This window comes from Pandoraea terrigena, from assembly GCF_902459705.1.
GTDB classification, from domain to species: Bacteria; Pseudomonadota; Gammaproteobacteria; order Burkholderiales; family Burkholderiaceae; genus Pandoraea; species Pandoraea terrigena.
Genome location: NZ_CABPRU010000002.1, coordinates 617,230 through 635,530, shown reverse-complemented (window position 1 = coordinate 635,530; position 18,301 = coordinate 617,230). Strand labels below are relative to the sequence as shown.

Here is an 18,301-nt window from a genome sequence, read left to right as displayed (position 1 = left end):
TGCCGGTTGCCGCGCGTGCATTGTGGCGTTGCATGACGCGGCCCACGATGCGTCAACCGGCACCGGACGCCGCGCCCACAGGCGCACGCCACCGCGGATGGCATGACACATCGGCCGGCATCCGCGCCAAGGCGGCCTCACCGCCGCATCCGCTTGCCGCCTTCGCGCCGAATCCGCTGCCGGCGGCGTTATAATCATCGTTTTCCCCGGATCTGCCCCAAAACGCTTGCGTGCTGCGCGCCTTCTGCCGCGCACCGGCGGGGCCGAAGCCGAGCCGAATCCTATCCGCCGACCCATCATGCAAGAAAAATACGTTCCCGCCGACGTCGAAGCCTCCGCCCAGTCTCACTGGCAGGCGATCGATGCCTACAAGACCACCGAGCGCGCGGACAAACAGAAATTCTATTGCGTCTCGATGCTGCCGTATCCGTCGGGCAAGCTGCATATGGGCCACGTGCGCAACTACACCATCAACGACGTGATGTACCGTCAGATGCGCATGCGCGGGTACAACGTGCTCATGCCGATGGGCTGGGATGCCTTCGGCATGCCGGCTGAAAATGCGGCCATGGCCAATGGCGTGCCGCCGGCCAAGTGGACGTACGACAACATCGCGTACATGAAGAAGCAGATGCAGGCGATGGGCCTGGCGATCGATTGGTCGCGCGAAGTCGCCACTTGCAAGCCGGAGTATTACCGCTGGAACCAGTGGCTGTTCCTGAAGATGCTCGAGAGGGGCGTCGTCTACCTGAAGACCGGCACCGTGAACTGGGACCCGATCGATCAGACCGTGCTCGCGAACGAGCAAGTGATCGACGGTCGAGGCTGGCGTTCGGGCGCGCTCGTCGAGAAGCGCGAAATCCCGATGTATTACATGCGCATCACCGAATATGCCGACGAACTGCTCGGCGACCTGGACGACCTCGGCTGGCCCGAGCGCGTGAAGGTGATGCAGCAGAACTGGATCGGCAAGAGCTTCGGTGTGAACTTCGGCTTCCCGTACGAACTGGACGGCGAGCGCAAGCTGCTGCGCGTGTTCACTACGCGTGCCGACACGATCATGGGCGTGACCTTCTGCGCGATCGCTGCCGAGCATCCGCTCGCGACGCGTCTGGCTGCCGGGCGTCCCGACCTGCAGGCGTTCATCGCGGAATGCAAGCAGGGTGGTGTGGCCGAGGCCGACATCGCCACGATGGAAAAGAAGGGCATGCCGACGGGCTTTTTCGTCACGCATCCGCTGACCGGCGACAAGGTCGAGGTGTGGATCGGCAACTACGTGCTGATGGGATACGGTGAAGGTGCCGTGATGGGCGTGCCGGCGCACGACGAGCGCGACTTCGCGTTCGCCCGCAAGTATGACCTGCCGATCAAGCAGGTCGTCGCGGTGGCGGGCGAAACGTATTCGACGCAGGCCTGGCAGGCCTGGTACGGCGACAAGGACGGTGGCACGCTGGTCAACAGCGGCAAGTATGACGGCCTGGGCTTCGCCGCTGCCATCGATGCCATCGCCGCCGATCTCAAGGCGCAGGGCGCGGGTGACAAGCAGGTCACGTTCCGTCTGCGCGATTGGGGAATTTCGCGCCAGCGCTACTGGGGCACGCCGATCCCGATCATTCACTGCGCCTCGTGCGGCGCGGTGCCGGTCCCCGAGAAGGACCTGCCGGTCGTGTTGCCCGAAGACCTCGTGCCGGACGGCACCGGCAACCCGCTGGCCAAGTCGGAAGCGTTCCTCAAATGCGATTGCCCGAAGTGCGGCAAGCCGGCGCGCCGCGAGACCGACACGATGGACACGTTCGTGGACTCGTCGTGGTATTTCTCGCGCTATGCCTGCCCGGACGCCGACACCATGGTCGACGCGCGCACCGACTACTGGATGCCGATGGACCAGTACATCGGCGGCATCGAGCACGCGATCCTGCACTTGCTGTACTCGCGTTTCTGGACCAAGGTCATGCGTGATCTGGGCCTGGTGAGCTTCAAGGAGCCGGCGCAGAACCTGCTCACGCAGGGCATGGTGCTCAACGAGACGTTCTATCGCGAAGACGCCTCGGGCAAGAAGACGTGGTTCAACCCGCTCGACGTGCAAGTCCAGTTCGATGACAAGGGCCGCCCGGTCAGTGCGACGTCGAAGGCTGACGGTGCCGACGTGACGCTCGGCGGCATCGAGAAGATGTCGAAGTCGAAGAACAATGGCGTGGATCCGCAGTCGTTGATCGATCAGTACGGTGCCGATACGGCGCGTCTGTTCGTGATGTTCGCGGCACCGCCCGAGCAGCAGCTCGAATGGTCGGGGGCCGGCGTAGAAGGCGCGAGCCGCTTCTTGCGTCGTCTGTGGGGCTTCGGCCAGTCGCAGGCCGCACTGCTGCGTCAGGCAGACGCCGCCATCGATACGGCGAACCCGGCGGCAAAGGCGCTGCGCCTCGAGATTCATGGCGTGCTCAAGCAGGCCAACTACGACTATCAGCGTGTGCAGTACAACACGGTCGTGTCCGCGGCGATGAAGATGCTCAACGCCATCGAGAGTGACAAGGGCGCGGCGGGCGCCGGTGCGGTGCGCGAGTGCTACGGTATTCTGCTGCGCGTGCTCTACCCGGTGGTGCCGCACGTCACGCACGGCCTGTGGGTCGAGTTGGGCTACGCGGCGCAACAGGGCGATCTGCTCGATGCGTCGTGGCCGGAAGTTGATGACGTCGCGCTGGTGCAGGACGAGATCGAACTCGTGCTGCAAGTGGCGGGCAAGGTGCGTGGCGCCGTGCGCGTGGCGAAGGACGCCTCGCGTGAGGTCATCGAACAAGCGGCGCTGGCGCACGAAATGACCGCCAAGTTCGGCGAAGGAAAGCCGGTGAAGAAGGTCATCGTCGTGCCGGGCCGTCTCGTGAACGTAGTGGTCTGAGGCGGCAGCGACGGCCGCAGGCCGATGAATTGATGGTGTTTGGTGAGAAGAGGGCACATCACGTGCAAATGACATTCGGGCAACGAGGCGTCGGTATGACGCGCAGGATCTTCGGCGGTCTCGCCGTGCTGGGTTGCGCGTTGGTGCTGTCGGCGTGCGGCTTCCAACTGCGCGGTGCGAGCGAGTATGCGTTCCACCGTCTGTACATTTCGGGCGGTGGCCAGATGGCGACCGATATCTCGCGCTACATTCGGTACGGCAGCAAGGACACGGTCGTGGTGACCGAGCCCAAGGATGCCGATGCTCGCTTGGAAATCGTGAACACCTCGTCGTCGCGCACGGCCGTCAGTCTCGATGCCAACGGCCAAGCGCGCGAATACGAACTGCGTAGCTCGTTCACATTCCAGCTCGTGACACCCGATGGCTCGCCGATCATCCCGTTGAGCACGATTCGCTTGACGCGCAATCTGCCCTACAGCGACAGCGAGACGACGGCGCGTGACGCGGAAGCCACACTGCTCAACCGCGATATGCAGAAAGATGCCGTCGACCAGATCGTTCGCCGCATGGAAGCGGTAAAGTCCCTGCCGACGAAGAAGCCGGAAGAGTAACGCCTGTCCCCATGCAATTGCGTCCCGACGCGCTCGACGCGCATCTCGCCAAGACCCTCTCGCCGATCTATACGATATACGGCGACGAGAGCCTGCTCGTGCAGGAGACGGTGGATCGCGTGCGCGCGGCGGCGCGTGCGGGCGGTTTCACCGAGCGCGACGTGCTCAGCGTCGAGCGCAGCTTCGACTGGGGGGCGCTCGCCAACGCGGGCCAGTCCATGTCGCTGTTCGGCGACCGCAAACTCATCGAGTTGCGCATTCCTGGCGGAAAACCCGGCAAGGACGGCGGCGCGGCGCTCAAGGCGCACGCCGGTGCCGCGAACAGCGACGTCCTGACCATCGTCACGCTCCCCCGGCTCGACGCGACGGCAACCAAATCCGATTGGTTCACAGCGCTCGATCGCGAGGGCGTGACGATCAAGATCGACCCGGTCGACCGGGGCCGTCTGCCGGACTGGATTGCACAGCGTCTCGCTGCACAGGGACAGCGTGTCGACGCCGGTGAGCCTGGACGACGCGTGCTGCAATTCATTGCGGATCGTGTCGAGGGCAACCTGCTCGCGGCGCATCAGGAAATCCAGAAGCTGGGCCTGCTGTATCCGTCGGGCGCACTCGCGTTCGAGCAGGTGCAGGATGCCGTGATGAATGTGGCGCGTTACGACGTGTTCAAACTCAGCGAAGCCGTGTTGGCGGGCGACGTTGCCCGGCTGGTGCGCATGCTCGACGGCCTGCGCGGCGAGGGTGAAGCCGCACCGCTCGTCCTGTGGGCGTTGACCGAAGAAGTGCGCACGCTCGCCAAGATCACGCGCGGGATGGCGTCCGGCAAGCCGCTCGCGATGTTGTTGCGCGAGTATCGGGTCTGGGGGCCGCGCGAGCGTCTGATGGAGCAGGCGGCCAATCGCGTGACACCCGCCAAGCTTGCGCAGGCCTTGCAATTGGCCGCGCGTCTGGACCGGCAGGTCAAGGGGCTGCGGGCCGACGGTCTGCCGGGTGATCCGTGGGATGGCATGCTGCAGCTCGGCCTGCTGCTCGCCGGCGAGCGACCGCCGATGGCGCGCTCCGCTCGTGCCCCCCGTCGGGTGCCCGCGTAGACCGCGCCCAACACCCTGCCAAACACCGAATTCTGCCTCTCGGGAAACGGGAGCCGTGCCAGCAAGGTCTCCGCAATTGACGGACAATCTGGCGCATGACCGGTGACATGTCGTGCGGTGCCGTCCGTCTCTCGCGAGCGCTGCCTGCATCGAAAGTCAACTGAATGCCCTGGCGACTGCGTCGCCAGGAGAACTGCGAAACAGATGATATGGATATCAAAGCCTACATGCAATCGTTGGGTCAGCGTGCCCGTGAGGCATCGCGCGCCATGGCGCGCGCCGACACCGCTGCCAAGAATCGCGCGCTGCTTGCGATTGCCGATGCCATCGAGCGTGATGGCGCGACGTTGCAGGAAGTGAACCGCCGCGATCTCGAGCGGGCTCGCGCCAACGGTCAGGACGCGGCGTTCATCGACCGTCTCACGTTGTCTGACAAGGCGCTGCGCACGATGATCGAAGGTCTGCGCCAGATCGCGGGCCTGTCGGACCCCATCGGCGAGATCGGCAACGTACGCGTGCAGCCGAGCGGTATTCAGGTCGGTCAGATGCGCGTGCCGCTGGGGGTGATCGGCATCATTTACGAATCGCGTCCCAATGTGACCATCGACGCGGCCGCGCTTTGCCTGAAGTCGGGCAATGCCACCATTCTGCGCGGTGGCTCCGAAGCCATCGAGAGCAATACGGCATTGGCGGCTCTGATCGCGCAGGCGCTTGCAGCGAGCGGGTTGCCCGGCGACGCCGTGCAGGTCGTCAGCACGCCCGATCGCGCGGCAGTCGGCGAACTGATCACGATGACCGACTACGTCGACGTGATCGTGCCACGCGGCGGCAAGCGCCTGATCGCGCGCCTGATGCAGGACGCACGTGTGCCGATGATCAAGCACCTCGACGGCATCTGTCACGTCTACGTCGACGGCCGCGCCGATCCGGCGAAGGCGCTGGCGATCTGCGAGAACGCCAAGACCCACCGCTACGGTACCTGCAACACGATGGAAACGCTGCTCGTCGACCAACAGGCCATCGGCCAATTGCCCGCCATTGCCGGCATGTTCCAGGGCAAGCAGGTCGAGTTGCGCGGTTGCGATCGAACGCGGGCGGCGCTCGACGAAGCCGGCGTGGCAGGTGTGGTGGCAGCAACCGAGGAAGACTGGTCGACGGAATATCTGGCGCCGGTGCTGGCGATCAAGATTGTCGACGGCCTGGCGCCGGCCATCGCGCACATCAATCGTTACGGCTCGCATCACACCGATGCCATCGTGACCGAGGATTACACCGCCGCGATGCAGTTCCTGCGCGAAGTCGATTCTGCCAGCGTGATGATCAACGCGAGCACGCGTTTCGCCGACGGCTTCGAGTTCGGCCTGGGCGCCGAGATCGGCATCTCGAACGACAAGCTGCACGCCCGCGGTCCGGTGGGCCTCGAAGGCCTGACGAGTCTGAAGTACGTCGTGTTCGGACACGGCGAAGTCCGCAAGTGAGTCAGTGCGTCAGAGACGTCGTATGAAACTGCAAGTGCTCGGCCCGGCCGATTTTCAGAAGATGCCATGGAAGAACGGCCTGGGCGTGACGACCGAGTTGGCGGTGGCGCGACGCCCCGGTGAGGACGGCTTCGATTGGCGCATCAGCACGGCTACGGTCGCGAGCCCAGGGCCGTTCTCTCTATTCCCGGGCATCGATCGCTCGCTGGCCATCGTGCGGGGCGGCACGCTCACGCTCCATGTCGAAGACTGCCCGGACGTGACGCTCTCGACGCGCACGCCACCATACCGCTTCGGCGGCGAGTTGGCCGTGACCAGCACCCCGGCGCTGGAGACGGTCGGTGTGCCCATCGACGACTTCAATGTCATGACACGCCGTACCGCATGGCAGCACACACTGGCACAGCATCGACTCGACGGAGACGCCGTGACGTGGGCGCTGCCAACGGATGCCGACGCCGTCGCCTTCCTTTACTGTGCGCAAGGGCAAGTGCGGGTGAACTTCACGGACGGCCAGGCCATGAGCCTTCCTGAAGGACATGCGCTTCGCGTCGGCGGTGGTGATGCCTGTGAACTGCGGGCCGACGCGAGTCCCACGCATATCTTCCTGACGACGCTCTCTCGACGTTGAACCCCCGCTGGCAAAAAAAAGACACCCAAGAGTCTCCTGGGTGTCCTTTCGTATCGCCCGTCGATGACCCGGCGAGGGCCATCGTGGCGAAGGCTTAGTGACGGAAGTGACGCGTGCCCGTCATCAGCATGGCGACGTTGCGCTCGTCGGCCGCGGCGATGACTTCGTCGTCACGCATCGAGCCGCCCGGGTGAATCACGCAAGTCGCGCCCGCGTCGACCACCACGTCGAGGCCGTCACGGAACGGGAAGAAGGCATCCGAAGCCACGGCGGAGCCGCTCAACGACAGGCCGGCGTTCTGGGCCTTGATGCTGGCGATACGTGCCGAGTCGACACGGCTCATCTGACCGGCGCCCACGCCCAGCGTCATGCCGCCGGCGCAGAACACGATGGCGTTCGACTTGACGTATTTGGCCACGCGCCAGGCGAAGAGCAGGTCTTCCATTTCCTTCGGCGTCGGATGACGCTTCGTCACCACGCGCAGTTCATGCGGCGCAACGTTCTTCGCATCCGGTGACTGCACAAGCAGGCCACCGCCCACGCGCTTGAAATCGTACCGGTTCACGCCGTTGCCAAGCGGCACTTCGAGCACACGCACGTTCTGCTTGGCCGCGAACACTTGCTTGGCGGCTTCGGTAAACGATGGCGCGAGCAACACTTCCACGAACTGCTTGGCAACCGCTTGCGCGGCGGCTTCGTCGACTTCGCGGTTGAACGCGATGATGCCGCCGAAGGCTGACGTCGGGTCGGTCTGGAATGCCTTCGCATAGGCTTCGGCCGGCGAGGCGGCCACGGCCACGCCGCACGGATTTGCGTGCTTGATGATGACGCAGGCCGGCGCGTCGAACGTCTTCACACATTCCCAGGCGGCATCGGCGTCGGCAATGTTGTTGTACGACAGTTCCTTGCCCTGGAGCTGGCGATAGTTTGCCAGCGAGCCTTCCGGCGTGACGATGTCGCGGTAGAACGCGGCGCTCTGATGCGGATTCTCGCCGTAGCGCATGTCCTGCACCTTCGTGTACGCGAGGTTCAGCGTCGCCGGATAGGCGGAGCGCTCGGTGTGACGCAGCGACTCGCCAAGGCTCGTGAGGTAGTTCGTGATCGCGCCGTCATACTGGGCCGTATGGGCGAACACCTTCGTGGCCAGGCGGAAGTTCGTGGCGTAGCCGACCGTGTTGTCGTTCGCCTTCATTTCATCGAGCACCACGGCATAGTCGGCCGGATCGACGATCACGGTGACGTCGCGATGGTTCTTCGCGGCCGAGCGCAGCATCGTCGGGCCGCCGATGTCGATGTTCTCGATGGCGTCTTCGAGCGAGCAGTCGTCGCGCGCAATGGTCTGCACGAACGGATACAGATTCACCACGAGCAGGTCGATCGTCGGAATGTCGTGCTTCGCGAGCGCGGCCATGTGCTCGGGCAGATCGCGACGGGCCAGAATGCCGCCGTGAACCTTCGGATGCAGCGTCTTCACGCGCCCGTCGAGCATTTCCGGGAAGCCGGTGTAGTCGGCCACTTCGGTCACCTGCAGGCCGGCGTCAGCCAGCAACTTGGCGGTGCCGCCAGTGGAGAGGATCGACACGCCCTGCGCAGCGAGCGACTTGGCGAAGTCGACGATGCCGGTCTTGTCGGAGACGGAAATGAGAGCTTGCTTAATCATGACGGACAGTAGTGAAGCGGCAAAAACGGACGAGTTGGGCGAATGGGGCGGGCGCCATGCGAGTCATCGCGTCAGGCGCACCCCGCGATGGGGCCGACGGGCGGCACGTCGGTCTCGACGCCCTCCCGTGCTCGCACAACGGCTAGAGCAGGCCGTGTTGCTGCAACTTCTTGCGCAGCGTGTTGCGGTTGATCCCCAGGTATTCAGCAGCGAGCGACTGGTTGCCGTCGGCCTTGCCGAGCACGAACTCGAGCAGCGGCTTCTCGACGACAGAGACGACCATATCGTAGACATCGTGTGGCCGTGCGCCATCCAGATCGCGGAAATACGAATCCAGACTGTCGCGCACGCATTGTTCTATGTTTGTTTTGCTCATGCGGCTAATAGCTCCCTCGGCGATTCTTGTTCATAGCAGAGACGGTCCGAGTGCGCCTTCTGCTGTTCGAAAAACTCATTGACTGCAGCCAACTGTTCCTGCGTGGTGTCGAGCGTATTCATCCGTTGGCGGAACGTGGCTGCCCCCGGCAGGCCACGCGAATACCACGCGATATGTTTGCGCGCGGTCCGCACACCCGTGTATTCCCCGTAAAACTCGTAATGATCCTCGAGATGTTCGTTCATGATTTGCTGGATCTCGTCGACGCGCGGCGGCAAGGCGATCTCGCCCGTCGTGAGAAACAGCTCGATGTCACGGAACAGCCACGGACGCCCCTGGGCCGCGCGGCCGATCATGATGGCGTCGGCCCCCGTGACTTCCAGCACATGCCTGGCCTTTTGCGCCGAGTCGATGTCGCCGTTGGCGACGACCGGAATGCGGGCCGCAGCCTTCACGGCGGCGATGGTCTCGTATTCCGCGTCGCCGTGATAGAGGTCGGCGCGCGTGCGGCCGTGCACGGTGAGCATGCTGATGCCGCAGTCCTCGGCGATACGGGCGACCGTCAGGGCGTTCTTGTGTTCACGATCCCACCCTGTGCGAATTTTCAGCGTGACCGGCACCACATCGCCCACGGCGCCGACGACAGCGGACACGATTCGGGCGACGAGCGGTTCGTTTTGCAGCAGGGCCGAACCGGCGGCGACGTTGCAGACCTTCTTGGCCGGGCAGCCCATGTTGATGTCGATGATCTGCGCGCCGCGTTCCACGTTGTAACGGGCGGCCTCGGCCATCATGGCCGGGTCGGCGCCGGCGATCTGCACGGAGATCGGCGCGACTTCGCCCGCGTGATTGGCGCGGCGCATCGTCTTCTCGCTCTTCCAGAGCTGGGCGTTCGACGCCACCATCTCCGAGACGGCATAGCCCGCACCGAGTCGCTTGCACAACTGGCGGAACGGCCGATCCGTCACGCCCGCCATGGGGGCGACGAACAGGTTATTGCGGAGTTCGTGGGGGCCGATATGCACGATGAAGGGAAAAGGCGGGAAAAAGTTGGTATTTTACTGCGAAAACCCATTTCCGTCGCCTAAAAAATGGGCAAGCGGTTCGGCCGTCCTACGGGGGAAGCCAGACGCTCAGCCGCGCTGGCCGAACATCATCTGGCGGGCGAAGGCGGTCTTGAGCGGCGGGACGAGGTCGAGGCCGGCGAGGGCCGCGCTGCGCAGCAGGGCGACTGGGGCGGCGTCGATACCGAAGACGCGTGGCAGCAGGTCGGTGATGCGGATCGTGAGGCCACGGTCGGCGCGGCGCCGGTGGGCGAAGGCGGTGAGGGCTGCGGGGCCCGGCACGCCGCGGGTGTCGCGAACGAGTGCGTCGGCCAGGTCGAAGGCGTCGCGCAGGCCGAGGTTCAGGCCTTGTCCCGCGACCGGGTGGAGCGTTTGCGCGGCGTTGCCGATGGCGGCAATCCGGCCGTCGACGACCCGGCCGAGGGCGTTGAGGCCCAGCGGGAAGCCCGCGCGGCCGACAATCGACGTGAATCGGCCCATGCGGTCGCCAAACGCCGCGTGCAACTCGCTCAGGAACGACGCATCGCCCAGCTCGCGACGACGCTTGGCCTCGGCGTGCGAGCAGCACCACACCAACGCGTAGCCGTTTTCCTGCGGCAGCAACGCCAGCGGGCCGTCCGGCGTGAAGCGCTCCCATGCCCAGCCGATGCGCGGCCGCTCGCAGGTGACGAATCCGACGAGCGCGGTCTGGCCGTAGTCGCGCGCGTGAGGACGGGCCGTCTGACGCTCGAACAGGCCGCCTTCCGCGTTCACGGCAAGCGAGGCATGCAGCGTTTGCGCGTGATCGTCGACGGACGTGCCAAGGGTGATCGTGACCTCGTGTGCGTCCTGGTGCAGGGCGATGGCGCGATAGGGGCGGAAGTGATGCACTCCCGCTCGATACGGAGCACGCTGCCCGTCCGGCCGATCCGACGATGAGGACGTCGATGGCGCGTGCTCGACGCGGGTGGGGACGCGCGACATGGCGGCGTCCAGTGCGCGCATCAAGGCACCGTATCGCACCACGTAACCCAGCGCCGGTACGCCGTGATCGAGATAATCGATTTCCGTGCTGCCGAAGCGCCGCGCCTGCGATACGTGAATATGCTGAATTGGCGTGCTGGCGAGCCCCGCGCCACTGTGCGGCCAGGCGCCAGCGCGCGCGAGGATCTCACGGCTGCCATGCGAGAGCGCCAGCGTGCGCGGGTCGTCATAGCCCGCCTGCGCGCCGCGCGCGTCCACCAGCGCGATCCGTAACTGCGGCGCGCGCTGTGCGAGCAGAAGCGCGAGCGCCGTGCCGACCGGGCCGGCGCCGACGATGGCCACGTCGAAACGGCGCGCGCGATCGTCATTCGCCGTGTGCGCTGCCGGCATGGCGGAAGGGGAAGCCTGGGTGTCAGTCATCAGCCACGCATCAGCGCTTCGATCTCGTCGGCATCGACCGGCACGTCGCGAGTGAGCAGCGTGCAGCCATCCGCGCTCACGACCGCATCGTCCTCGATGCGAATGCCGATGTTCCAGTAACGCTCGTCGATGTCCGGCGCGGGCCGCACATAAATGCCGGGCTCGACCGTCATCACCATGTTCGCGGCCAGCGTGCGCCACGGACGTTCGCCGTTCGGACTGTCCTCGCGGTACTCCCCGCAATCGTGGACGTCCATGCCGATCCAGTGCCCCGTGCGGTGCATGTAGAAGCGGCTGAATGACTTGTTGGCGATCACATCGTCGAGGCTGCCCACCGCATCGCGCTTGAGCAGGCCCGTGTCGAGCATGCCTTGGGCAAGCACGCGCACGGCAGCGTCATGGGGGGCGTCGAAGCGCACGCCCGCGCGCGTCGCGTCGATGGCGGCCTGCTGCGAGGCAAGCACGATGTCGTACAGCTCACGCTGTGCGGCGGTGAACTTCCCGTTGACCGGGAACGTGCGGGTAATGTCCGACGCGTAGCCATCGAGTTCGCACGCGGCATCGATCAGGCACAAGTCGCCGTCGCGCAGCTTGGCGTCGCCCGCGCGATAGTGCAGCACCGTGGCGTTGGCGCCGGTGGCAACAATGGAACCGTAAGCGGGGAATTGCGAACCGTTGCGGCGGAATTCGTACAGCAGTTCGGCTTCGAGGTGATATTCCCGCAGCCCCGGGCGCGACGCCTTCATCGCACGCACATGGGCGTCGGCCGAAATCTTGCCAGCCCGCGCCATGATGTCGAGTTCGACGGGGTCTTTGATCAGACGCATCTCGTCGAGTATCGTGCGGATATCGCGTGCGACAGACGGCGCCGACACGCCCGTGCGGCCTTGCGCACGGACTGCGCCCAGCCAGTGACGTACCTGGCGATCCTGCTGTGCCGAGGTCCCGAGCGCGTAGAACAGTGCCGGGGCGTCGGCCAGCAGTTGCGGCACATGCGTCTCGATCTCGTCGATCGGGTAGGCGGCATCGAAGCCGAAGGTCTCGCGCGCGGCTTCGGGGCCGTAGCGATAGCCGTCCCAGATCTCGCGCTCTTCGTTCTTCGCGCGGCAGAACAGGATCGAGTGGCCCGTGCGGCTGTCGAGCAGCACGACCGCATCGGGCTCCGTGAAGCCGGACAGGTAGTAAAAATAGCTGTCGTGACGATAGGGGTAGTCGCTGTCGCGGTTGCGCGCCACTTCCGGCGCCGTCGGCAGGATGGCGACACCGCCCCCCGCCTTGCGCATCTGTTCGATGACGCGCTCACGGCGGGCACGGTACGGGGAATCAGTCATCGAGGGCTCCATTTCGGTCGGTTCGGTCGGATTCAAACGTCGTCAGGCGATTCTACCGCCGGGCGCGAGGTCGCGCCGTGCTTGCACGTCAGCGTTCAGGGCGGCCAGTTGTGCTGGCGTGCCAACGTTTTCCCACACGCCATCGAAGCGCTCGCCGCTCACCCGCCCGGCGGCAATCGCGCGCTGGTACAGCGGCGTGAGCGCCATGCGTGTGCCCGACGCGATGTCGGCGAAGAGTCGAAGGTCGTAAAGCGCGATGCTGCCGAACGTGAGCGCGTGGGCAGTTGGCGGGGCGGCCTCGGGGAGATGCAGTCGGCCCGCAGGGTCGAGCGCAAAGTCGCCTTCCAGATGAAATGGTGGGTTCGGCACCATCACCAGATGCATGCCGGGCGCAGGCTGCGCGGCCATGCGTGCGGCGTGAGGGCGCAACGCCGCATAGTCGAACGACGTGAAGATATCGCCCGCGATTGCCAGGAAGACCTCGCCAGCGCCCTCGAGCAACGGACGCGCGTGGGCGATCCCGCCCGCCGTCTCGAGGGCTTCGCCCTCGGCCGAGTAGGCGAGCCGCACGCCGAATGCGCTGCCGTCGCCCAGCGTGGCTTCGATCTGCTCGCCCAGCCAGGCGTGATTGATGACGATGTCCGTGAACCCCGCGCGCGCCAGCGCCTCGATCTGCCAGACGATGATCGGCTTGCCGCCGACACCGAGCAGCGGTTTGGGGGTGGCGTCAGTGAGCGGGCGCATGCGCTCGCCGCGGCCGGCGGCGAAGATCATCGCCTTCATCGCGCTCATGCGGCGTGCCTCAGAACGTGTAGCCGACATCCGTCTGCTCGCCGGTCAGTGCGTCGAGCAACCGGGCGAGCGGGCGGAGCGGCGTATAGCGGTCGGCGACCTTGCGCGCATAGCCGAGGAAGCGCGGCGTGTCGGCCAGATAGCGCGGCTTGCCGTCCCGATAGTTGATACGCGCGAAAATGCCGAGCACCTTCAGGTGACGTTGCAGCCCCATCCATTCCGCCTGACGGTAGAACTCGCCGAAGTCGGCGTCGACCGGCAGGCCGGCCTTGCGGGCACGTTCCCAGTAATACGCCAGCCAGTCGAGCTGGCGTTCTTCGTCCCAACTGAGAAAGGCGTCGCGCATCAGCGAGACCACGTCATACGTGAGCGGCCCATAGACGGCGTCCTGGAAGTCGAGAATGCCCGGGCCCTCGGTGCCCGGCAGGCCGGGCATCAGGTTGCGCGGCATGTAATCGCGGTGCACGAACACCTTGGGTTGCGCGAGCGCGTTGTCGATGAGCAACTGATTGATCCGGTCGAGCGTCGCCCGTTGGTCTGCGTCGAGCGTCACCTTCAGATGTTTGCCGACGTACCAGTCCGGGAACAGATCGAGTTCGCGCTGGAGCAGCGCCGTGTCGTAGGCGGGCAGCACGTTCGGACGAGAGTGCGTCTGCCAGACGATCAGGGCATCGAGCGCTGCGCGCATGAGCGGGCGGGCGTTGTCCTCGTTGATGACGTCGAGATACGTCTCGCGCCCGAGGTCCGTGAGCAGCAGGAAGCCCTGCGCGAGATCTTCGGCAAGTACCTTCGGCGCCTGCAGTCCCGCTTCATCAAGCAATTGGGCAACGTGCACGAACGGGCGGCAATCCTCCTGCGGCGGCGGCGCGTCCATCACGATCAGGCTCGGATGCGCAGGATGGTGGCTGCCGATGCGGAAGTAGCGCCGGAAGCTGGCGTCGGCGGAGGCCGGCGCCCATTGCGCCATGTCCAGCGCGAACGGTTCGGCGATGCCGGCGAGCCACTGGCCGAGGGCTTGCAGGCGAGAATCGGTGGCGTTGGAGAGCGAGTGGGAAGTGTTGGAAACACTCGCGGGGGCGGTGGGGTGTGAGGTCATGATGGGGGTCGTAAACGTCTTGCCATATAATACTCGATCATGTTTTCCAGACGCCCTGTTTCTCGACCTCGATCGACCGTCCCGAATGTCCCGGCAATGCCGTGCAGACACGCGGGATTGGCTGCCTGCAAGCGGCGCCTCGATTGTCACGCTGTTTGCGTACATGCCGGATAAACAAGTCAATACGAATGCTGTTTCTTCGCTGCGGCGCCTGATGCGCGCGCGGCGCAAGCCGCTGGCACTGCTGCTCTCCTTGCCCGGAGTGTGGTGTTCGCTCGCCGGTGCACAGGAAGCCCCCCCTCCCGATATTGCCAAAAGCGACGGCCTGGTGTTGCGCACGGTGCCGGCGCTCGTCGACAACCCGTTGGGTGCCGGTGAGGACGTGCCGATGTACGTGCGCGGCATGCACCTCACCGGGCGGACCAACGTGGACGCGACGGTCGATGGCGACGCCGAGGCGCGCAAGTACCGCTCGTTCGTGAAGGGCGATCGCCTGACGTACGATCAGGACTCGGACGAAGTTGTGGCGCGTGGCAATGCCCGTCTGTCGCAGGGGGGCAACCTGTTCCTCGGCCCAGAGGCGCATATGTACACCGGTGCGGGCGACGGCTATATGCTCACGCCGACCTACCGGCTCGTGACGGGCGGAGGCGGGAAGTCGGAGCGTGCGGATGTCGAGGCGAGCAACGTCGTGACGCTGCAGCGCGGCACCTACTCCGCCTGCGCGTGTACGGACGACGGCAAGACGCCGGCCTGGTACATCAAGGCGTCCGAGTTCGATTTCGATCAGGCGCAGCAGGAAGGCACGGCGTACAACGGCATCCTGTTCTTCCAGGGTGTGCCGATTCTCGCCAGCCCGTACCTGTCGTTCCCGACATCGAACGAGCGCCGCTCGGGTTTCCTGGCACCGACCTTCACGCAGTCGAGCCGTACGGGCTTCGAGCTGGCGACGCCGTATTACTTCAACATTGCGCCGAATCGTGACCTGACGATCACACCTCGCTTCATGACCAAGCGCGGTACGATGCTCGTTGGCGACTTCCGCTACCTGGAGCCGACCTACGCTGGGTTGTTCCACCTCGAATACTTGCCGAAGGACCGGATTACGGGGGATGCCCGTTACACATTCACATGGCAGCATAGCCAGTCGCTCGGCTATGGCGTGAATGGCTACGTCAACTTCTCGAAAGTCTCGGACGACACGTATCCGGACGATTTCGGTACCGGTACCAATTTCCAGACCGGCGTGCAGCGCGTGTATAACCGAGAAGCCGGGTTGACGTGGGGGTACGGCAATTGGTCGTTCCTGGCTCGAGTGCTGAAGTATCAGACACTCGCGCCAAGCGCGCCGCAGTATGAATCGGTGCCGGAACTGTCGGCAACGTATAACAAGCTGGACTTCCACGGTTTCGATTTCACGATGCCGATCCGGTACAACCGGTTCCAGATTGCGTCGTCAACGGGGCAACCGAACGGCGAGCGTATCTACGCCCAGCCTACGTTGAGTTACCCGATCCTGACGCCGGGCTACTTTGTCGTGCCGAAGGTCATCTTCAACGCGGCGTCGTACAACATCGATTATCCGAACGGCTCGACGATGCATTCGTCGATCACGCGTACGGTGCCAACGGTCAGCCTCGATACCGGGCTGACGTTCGAGCGCCCGCTGAACCTCTTCGGCTCGGCGATGCGCCAGACGCTGGAGCCGCGCCTGTTCTACGTTTACACGCCTTATCGAAACCAGAGTTCCATTCCGATTTTCGACAGCGCGACATCCGACTTCAACCTGGCGGAAATTTTCAGCGAGAACTCGTTTATCGGTGTCGACCGGATTCAGGACGCCAATCGCGTGACGGCGGCACTGACCTCGCGCCTGATCGACGCGGAGTCGGGTATTGAGCGCGGCCGCGTCTGGTACGCGCAGCGTTACAACTTCACCCGGTCGCTCGTGACGATGCCGGGCGGCACAGCCGAAGACGCCGGGGTCTCCGACTTCCTGGTCGGCGGATCGGCGCTGCTTTACCGAAACGTCACGTTCAGCTCCGCCGTGCAGTACAGCCCGAGCACGTCACAGTTCAACCGGTCGGATGTCGGTGTGACCTGGCGCCCGGGCGAGCGGCGGGTATTCAACGTGTATTACCGCTACCTGCGAAACTCGACGGCGGTCGTGGGACAAACCGCATTGACCGTCACGCCGATCAACCAGGTCGAACTTTCCGGCCAGTGGCCGATCACACCGCGGCTGGGGGTGGTGGGGCGCGTGAACTACAGTATCACCGACAAGACCGTCATCGATGCCCTGGCGGGTTTCGAGTATGATGCCGACTGCTGGGCGTTCCGGGTGGGGCTCCAGCGCTACGCGACCAATGCCACCACGACAACTTCGCGCATCTTCGCGCAGTTGGAGCTAAAAGGCTTGACAAAATCCGGCAACAGCGCCACGGAAGCCTTCAAGGTTGGGGTGCCGGGTTATCAGGCGCCGCCGACGAACCAGATTCCTTCTCGATTCAGCAACTATGAATGACATGTTTGTGAAGCGTGCCTCGCTGCTGGCGAGCCTGTGTCTCGCCGCCGGGGTGGCGGTGGCCCAGCCGGCGCCGGTCGGCAGTCGTGTCGCGGGTACGCCCGCCTCGTCCGCACGCGCGGTCGATTCCATCGTGGCTGTGGTCAACGAAAGCGTCATTACGCGCAAAGAGCTCGACACGCGTATTGAGGAGGCCAAGCACCAGCTCACGCTCGCCAAGCGCCCGATTCCGGACGCCGATATGCTGCAGCGTCAGGTGCTCGAGCAAATGATCGTCACGCAGGTGCAGCTCCAGCGGGCGAAGGAAGACGGCATCATCGTGAAGGACGCCGACGTCGAGCAGGCCCTGCAACGCATTGCCGCCGACAATCACCTGAGCATCGATCAGTACAAGGCGCGTCTGTCGCAGGCCGGTGTGCCCTGGGACGCGTTCCGCAAGGAAGTGCGCGAACAGATCCTGATGGCGCGCCTGCGCGATCGTGAAGTCGACAGCCACGTGCAGGTCAGCGATTCGGAGATCAACACCTTCCTCGCCGCACAGCGCGGTGCCACGGCGGCGCCGTCGGAGACGGAATACCGCCTGAGCGAAATCCTCGTGAAGCTGCCCGAAGGCGCCACGGCCGACCAGGTGAGCGCGGCGCAGAAGAAGGCCGGCGAAGCGCTGGACAAGGCGAAAGCGGGAGGAGACTTCGCTGCACTTGCGAAGCAGTATTCGGACGCTTCCGACGCCGCCAACGGTGGCGACATGGGCTTTCGCATTCCCGAACGTATTCCCGATCTGTACCTCACGCAGGTTCAGAAGCTGCAGCCGGGGACGGTGGTGCCGCAGGTGCTTCGCAGCAACAACGGTTTCCACGTCGTCAAGCTCGTCGAGACCCGCAAGCAAGGGGGCGATCAGGGCATGACCGTGCCGCAGATCCACGCGCGGCACATCCTGATCCGGGTGGGCGATGGCGTGTCGGAAGCGCAGGCACGTCAGAAGCTGCTCGATATCAAGGCGCAGATCGAAGCGGGCAAGGGCGATTTCGCCGACTTCGCGCGACAGTTCTCGGCGGACGGCTCGGCATCGCAGGGCGGAGATCTCGGCTGGATCTCGCCGGGCGAGACGGTGCCGGCATTCGAGCGTGCCATGTCCGAACTCAAGGACGGCCAGATCAGCGACCCGGTGCGCTCGGAATATGGCTACCACTTGATTCAGGTGCTGGGTCATCGCGAGTCGCAGGTCTCCGGCGATCAGGAGCGCAACGTCGCGATGCAGGAACTGCGGGGGCGCAAGGCCGAGCAGCAGTACCGCGACTGGTTGCAGCAACTGCGCGACAGCGCTTATGTCGACTATCGTCTCAACAACGCGCAGCAATAAGCGCGGCGTGA

14 protein-coding genes are annotated in these 18,301 nt (G+C 64.8%); 7 read left to right on the top strand and 7 right to left on the bottom strand.

The genetic code is table 11. From position 1 onward, the window contains the following. Nucleotides 1-298: 298 nt before the first annotated feature. From leuS to PTE31013_RS07125, 5 genes are all read left to right on the top strand, one after another. The gene (leuS, locus tag PTE31013_RS07145; RefSeq protein WP_150612090.1) at nt 299-2,893 is read left to right on the top strand and encodes a leucine--tRNA ligase; all 2,595 of its coding nucleotides are present in this window, start codon (nt 299-301) and stop codon (nt 2,891-2,893) included. Between the two features lie 95 nt (nt 2,894-2,988). Then, nucleotides 2,989-3,504 (top strand): LPS-assembly lipoprotein LptE, encoded by a 516-nt coding sequence (locus PTE31013_RS07140; protein ID WP_174978457.1) that lies wholly within the window; start codon nt 2,989-2,991, stop codon nt 3,502-3,504. A gap of 11 nt (nt 3,505-3,515) precedes the next feature. Next, nucleotides 3,516-4,595: a DNA polymerase III subunit delta gene (gene holA / locus PTE31013_RS07135; protein ID WP_150612088.1), complete on the top strand. Its 1,080-nt coding sequence runs from the start codon at nt 3,516-3,518 to the stop codon at nt 4,593-4,595. A 209-nt stretch (nt 4,596-4,804) separates the two neighbouring features. Then, complete coding sequence (locus PTE31013_RS07130; protein ID WP_150612087.1) at nt 4,805-6,073, top strand: glutamate-5-semialdehyde dehydrogenase; 1,269 nt, start codon at nt 4,805-4,807, stop codon at nt 6,071-6,073. A gap of 22 nt (nt 6,074-6,095) precedes the next feature. After that, a complete protein-coding gene (locus PTE31013_RS07125) occupies nt 6,096-6,704 on the top strand; it encodes a HutD/Ves family protein (RefSeq protein WP_150612086.1) in 609 nt (202 codons plus the stop codon). 94 nt (nt 6,705-6,798) lie between these two features. Here PTE31013_RS07125 and purH read toward each other — a convergent pair whose 3' ends face one another. The 7 genes from purH to PTE31013_RS07090 all read right to left on the bottom strand — a co-directional run bounded on the left by purH (nt 6,799) and on the right by PTE31013_RS07090 (nt 14,406). Continuing rightward, nucleotides 6,799-8,364: a bifunctional phosphoribosylaminoimidazolecarboxamide formyltransferase/IMP cyclohydrolase gene (gene purH, locus PTE31013_RS07120; protein ID WP_150612085.1), complete on the bottom strand. Its 1,566-nt coding sequence runs from the start codon at nt 8,362-8,364 to the stop codon at nt 6,799-6,801. A 142-nt stretch (nt 8,365-8,506) separates the two neighbouring features. Next, on the bottom strand, nt 8,507-8,740 hold the full coding sequence (locus PTE31013_RS07115) for a Fis family transcriptional regulator (RefSeq protein ID WP_010803993.1): 234 nt from the start codon (nt 8,738-8,740) through the stop codon (nt 8,507-8,509). Beyond that, a complete protein-coding gene (dusB, locus tag PTE31013_RS07110; protein WP_174978456.1) occupies nt 8,737-9,765 on the bottom strand; it encodes a tRNA dihydrouridine synthase DusB in 1,029 nt (342 codons plus the stop codon). The genes PTE31013_RS07115 and dusB overlap by 4 nt, the downstream gene beginning before the upstream one ends. Nucleotides 9,766-9,873: 108 nt before the next feature. Further along, nucleotides 9,874-11,187 carry a UbiH/UbiF/VisC/COQ6 family ubiquinone biosynthesis hydroxylase gene (locus tag PTE31013_RS07105; RefSeq protein WP_150612083.1) on the bottom strand — a complete coding sequence of 438 codons (1,314 nt, stop codon included), beginning with the start codon at nt 11,185-11,187 and terminating at the stop codon, nt 9,874-9,876. Then, complete coding sequence (locus PTE31013_RS07100) at nt 11,187-12,518, bottom strand: aminopeptidase P N-terminal domain-containing protein (protein ID WP_150612082.1); 1,332 nt, start codon at nt 12,516-12,518, stop codon at nt 11,187-11,189. The genes PTE31013_RS07105 and PTE31013_RS07100 overlap by 1 nt, the downstream gene beginning before the upstream one ends. Nucleotides 12,519-12,560: 42 nt before the next feature. Then, nucleotides 12,561-13,301, bottom strand: coding sequence for an N-acetylmuramate alpha-1-phosphate uridylyltransferase MurU (gene murU, locus PTE31013_RS07095; protein ID WP_150612225.1), 741 nt, complete (start codon nt 13,299-13,301; stop codon nt 12,561-12,563). A 19-nt stretch (nt 13,302-13,320) separates the two neighbouring features. Further along, complete coding sequence (locus PTE31013_RS07090; RefSeq protein WP_174978455.1) at nt 13,321-14,406, bottom strand: aminoglycoside phosphotransferase family protein; 1,086 nt, start codon at nt 14,404-14,406, stop codon at nt 13,321-13,323. A 163-nt stretch (nt 14,407-14,569) separates the two neighbouring features. Between PTE31013_RS07090 and PTE31013_RS07085 the strand changes: the two genes are divergently transcribed. Together PTE31013_RS07085 and PTE31013_RS07080 are read left to right on the top strand one after the other, a co-directional pair. Beyond that, entirely contained in the window at nt 14,570-16,930 is a 2,361-nt protein-coding gene (locus tag PTE31013_RS07085) for an LPS-assembly protein LptD (protein WP_174978454.1), read from the top strand. After that, nucleotides 16,923-18,290 (top strand): peptidylprolyl isomerase, encoded by a 1,368-nt coding sequence (locus tag PTE31013_RS07080; protein ID WP_150612080.1) that lies wholly within the window; start codon nt 16,923-16,925, stop codon nt 18,288-18,290. Before PTE31013_RS07085 ends, PTE31013_RS07080 begins: the two co-directional genes overlap by 8 nt. The last annotated feature ends 11 nt before the right edge of the window (nt 18,291-18,301 follow it).

Coding starts and splice junctions, on each gene's coding strand:
- PTE31013_RS07085 (WP_174978454.1), top strand. CDS start 14,570: ATGCCGGATAAACAAGTCAATACGAATGCTGTTTCTTCGCTGCGGCGC.
- PTE31013_RS07090 (WP_174978455.1), bottom strand. CDS start 14,406: ATGACCTCACACCCCACCGCCCCCGCGAGTGTTTCCAACACTTCCCAC.
- PTE31013_RS07140 (WP_174978457.1), top strand. CDS start 2,989: ATGACGCGCAGGATCTTCGGCGGTCTCGCCGTGCTGGGTTGCGCGTTG.
- murU (WP_150612225.1), bottom strand. CDS start 13,301: ATGAAGGCGATGATCTTCGCCGCCGGCCGCGGCGAGCGCATGCGCCCG.
- PTE31013_RS07130 (WP_150612087.1), top strand. CDS start 4,805: ATGGATATCAAAGCCTACATGCAATCGTTGGGTCAGCGTGCCCGTGAG.
- leuS (WP_150612090.1), top strand. CDS start 299: ATGCAAGAAAAATACGTTCCCGCCGACGTCGAAGCCTCCGCCCAGTCT.
- PTE31013_RS07125 (WP_150612086.1), top strand. CDS start 6,096: ATGAAACTGCAAGTGCTCGGCCCGGCCGATTTTCAGAAGATGCCATGG.
- PTE31013_RS07115 (WP_010803993.1), bottom strand. CDS start 8,740: ATGAGCAAAACAAACATAGAACAATGCGTGCGCGACAGTCTGGATTCG.
- PTE31013_RS07100 (WP_150612082.1), bottom strand. CDS start 12,518: ATGACTGATTCCCCGTACCGTGCCCGCCGTGAGCGCGTCATCGAACAG.
- holA (WP_150612088.1), top strand. CDS start 3,516: ATGCAATTGCGTCCCGACGCGCTCGACGCGCATCTCGCCAAGACCCTC.
- PTE31013_RS07105 (WP_150612083.1), bottom strand. CDS start 11,187: ATGACTGACACCCAGGCTTCCCCTTCCGCCATGCCGGCAGCGCACACG.
- purH (WP_150612085.1), bottom strand. CDS start 8,364: ATGATTAAGCAAGCTCTCATTTCCGTCTCCGACAAGACCGGCATCGTC.
- PTE31013_RS07080 (WP_150612080.1), top strand. CDS start 16,923: ATGAATGACATGTTTGTGAAGCGTGCCTCGCTGCTGGCGAGCCTGTGT.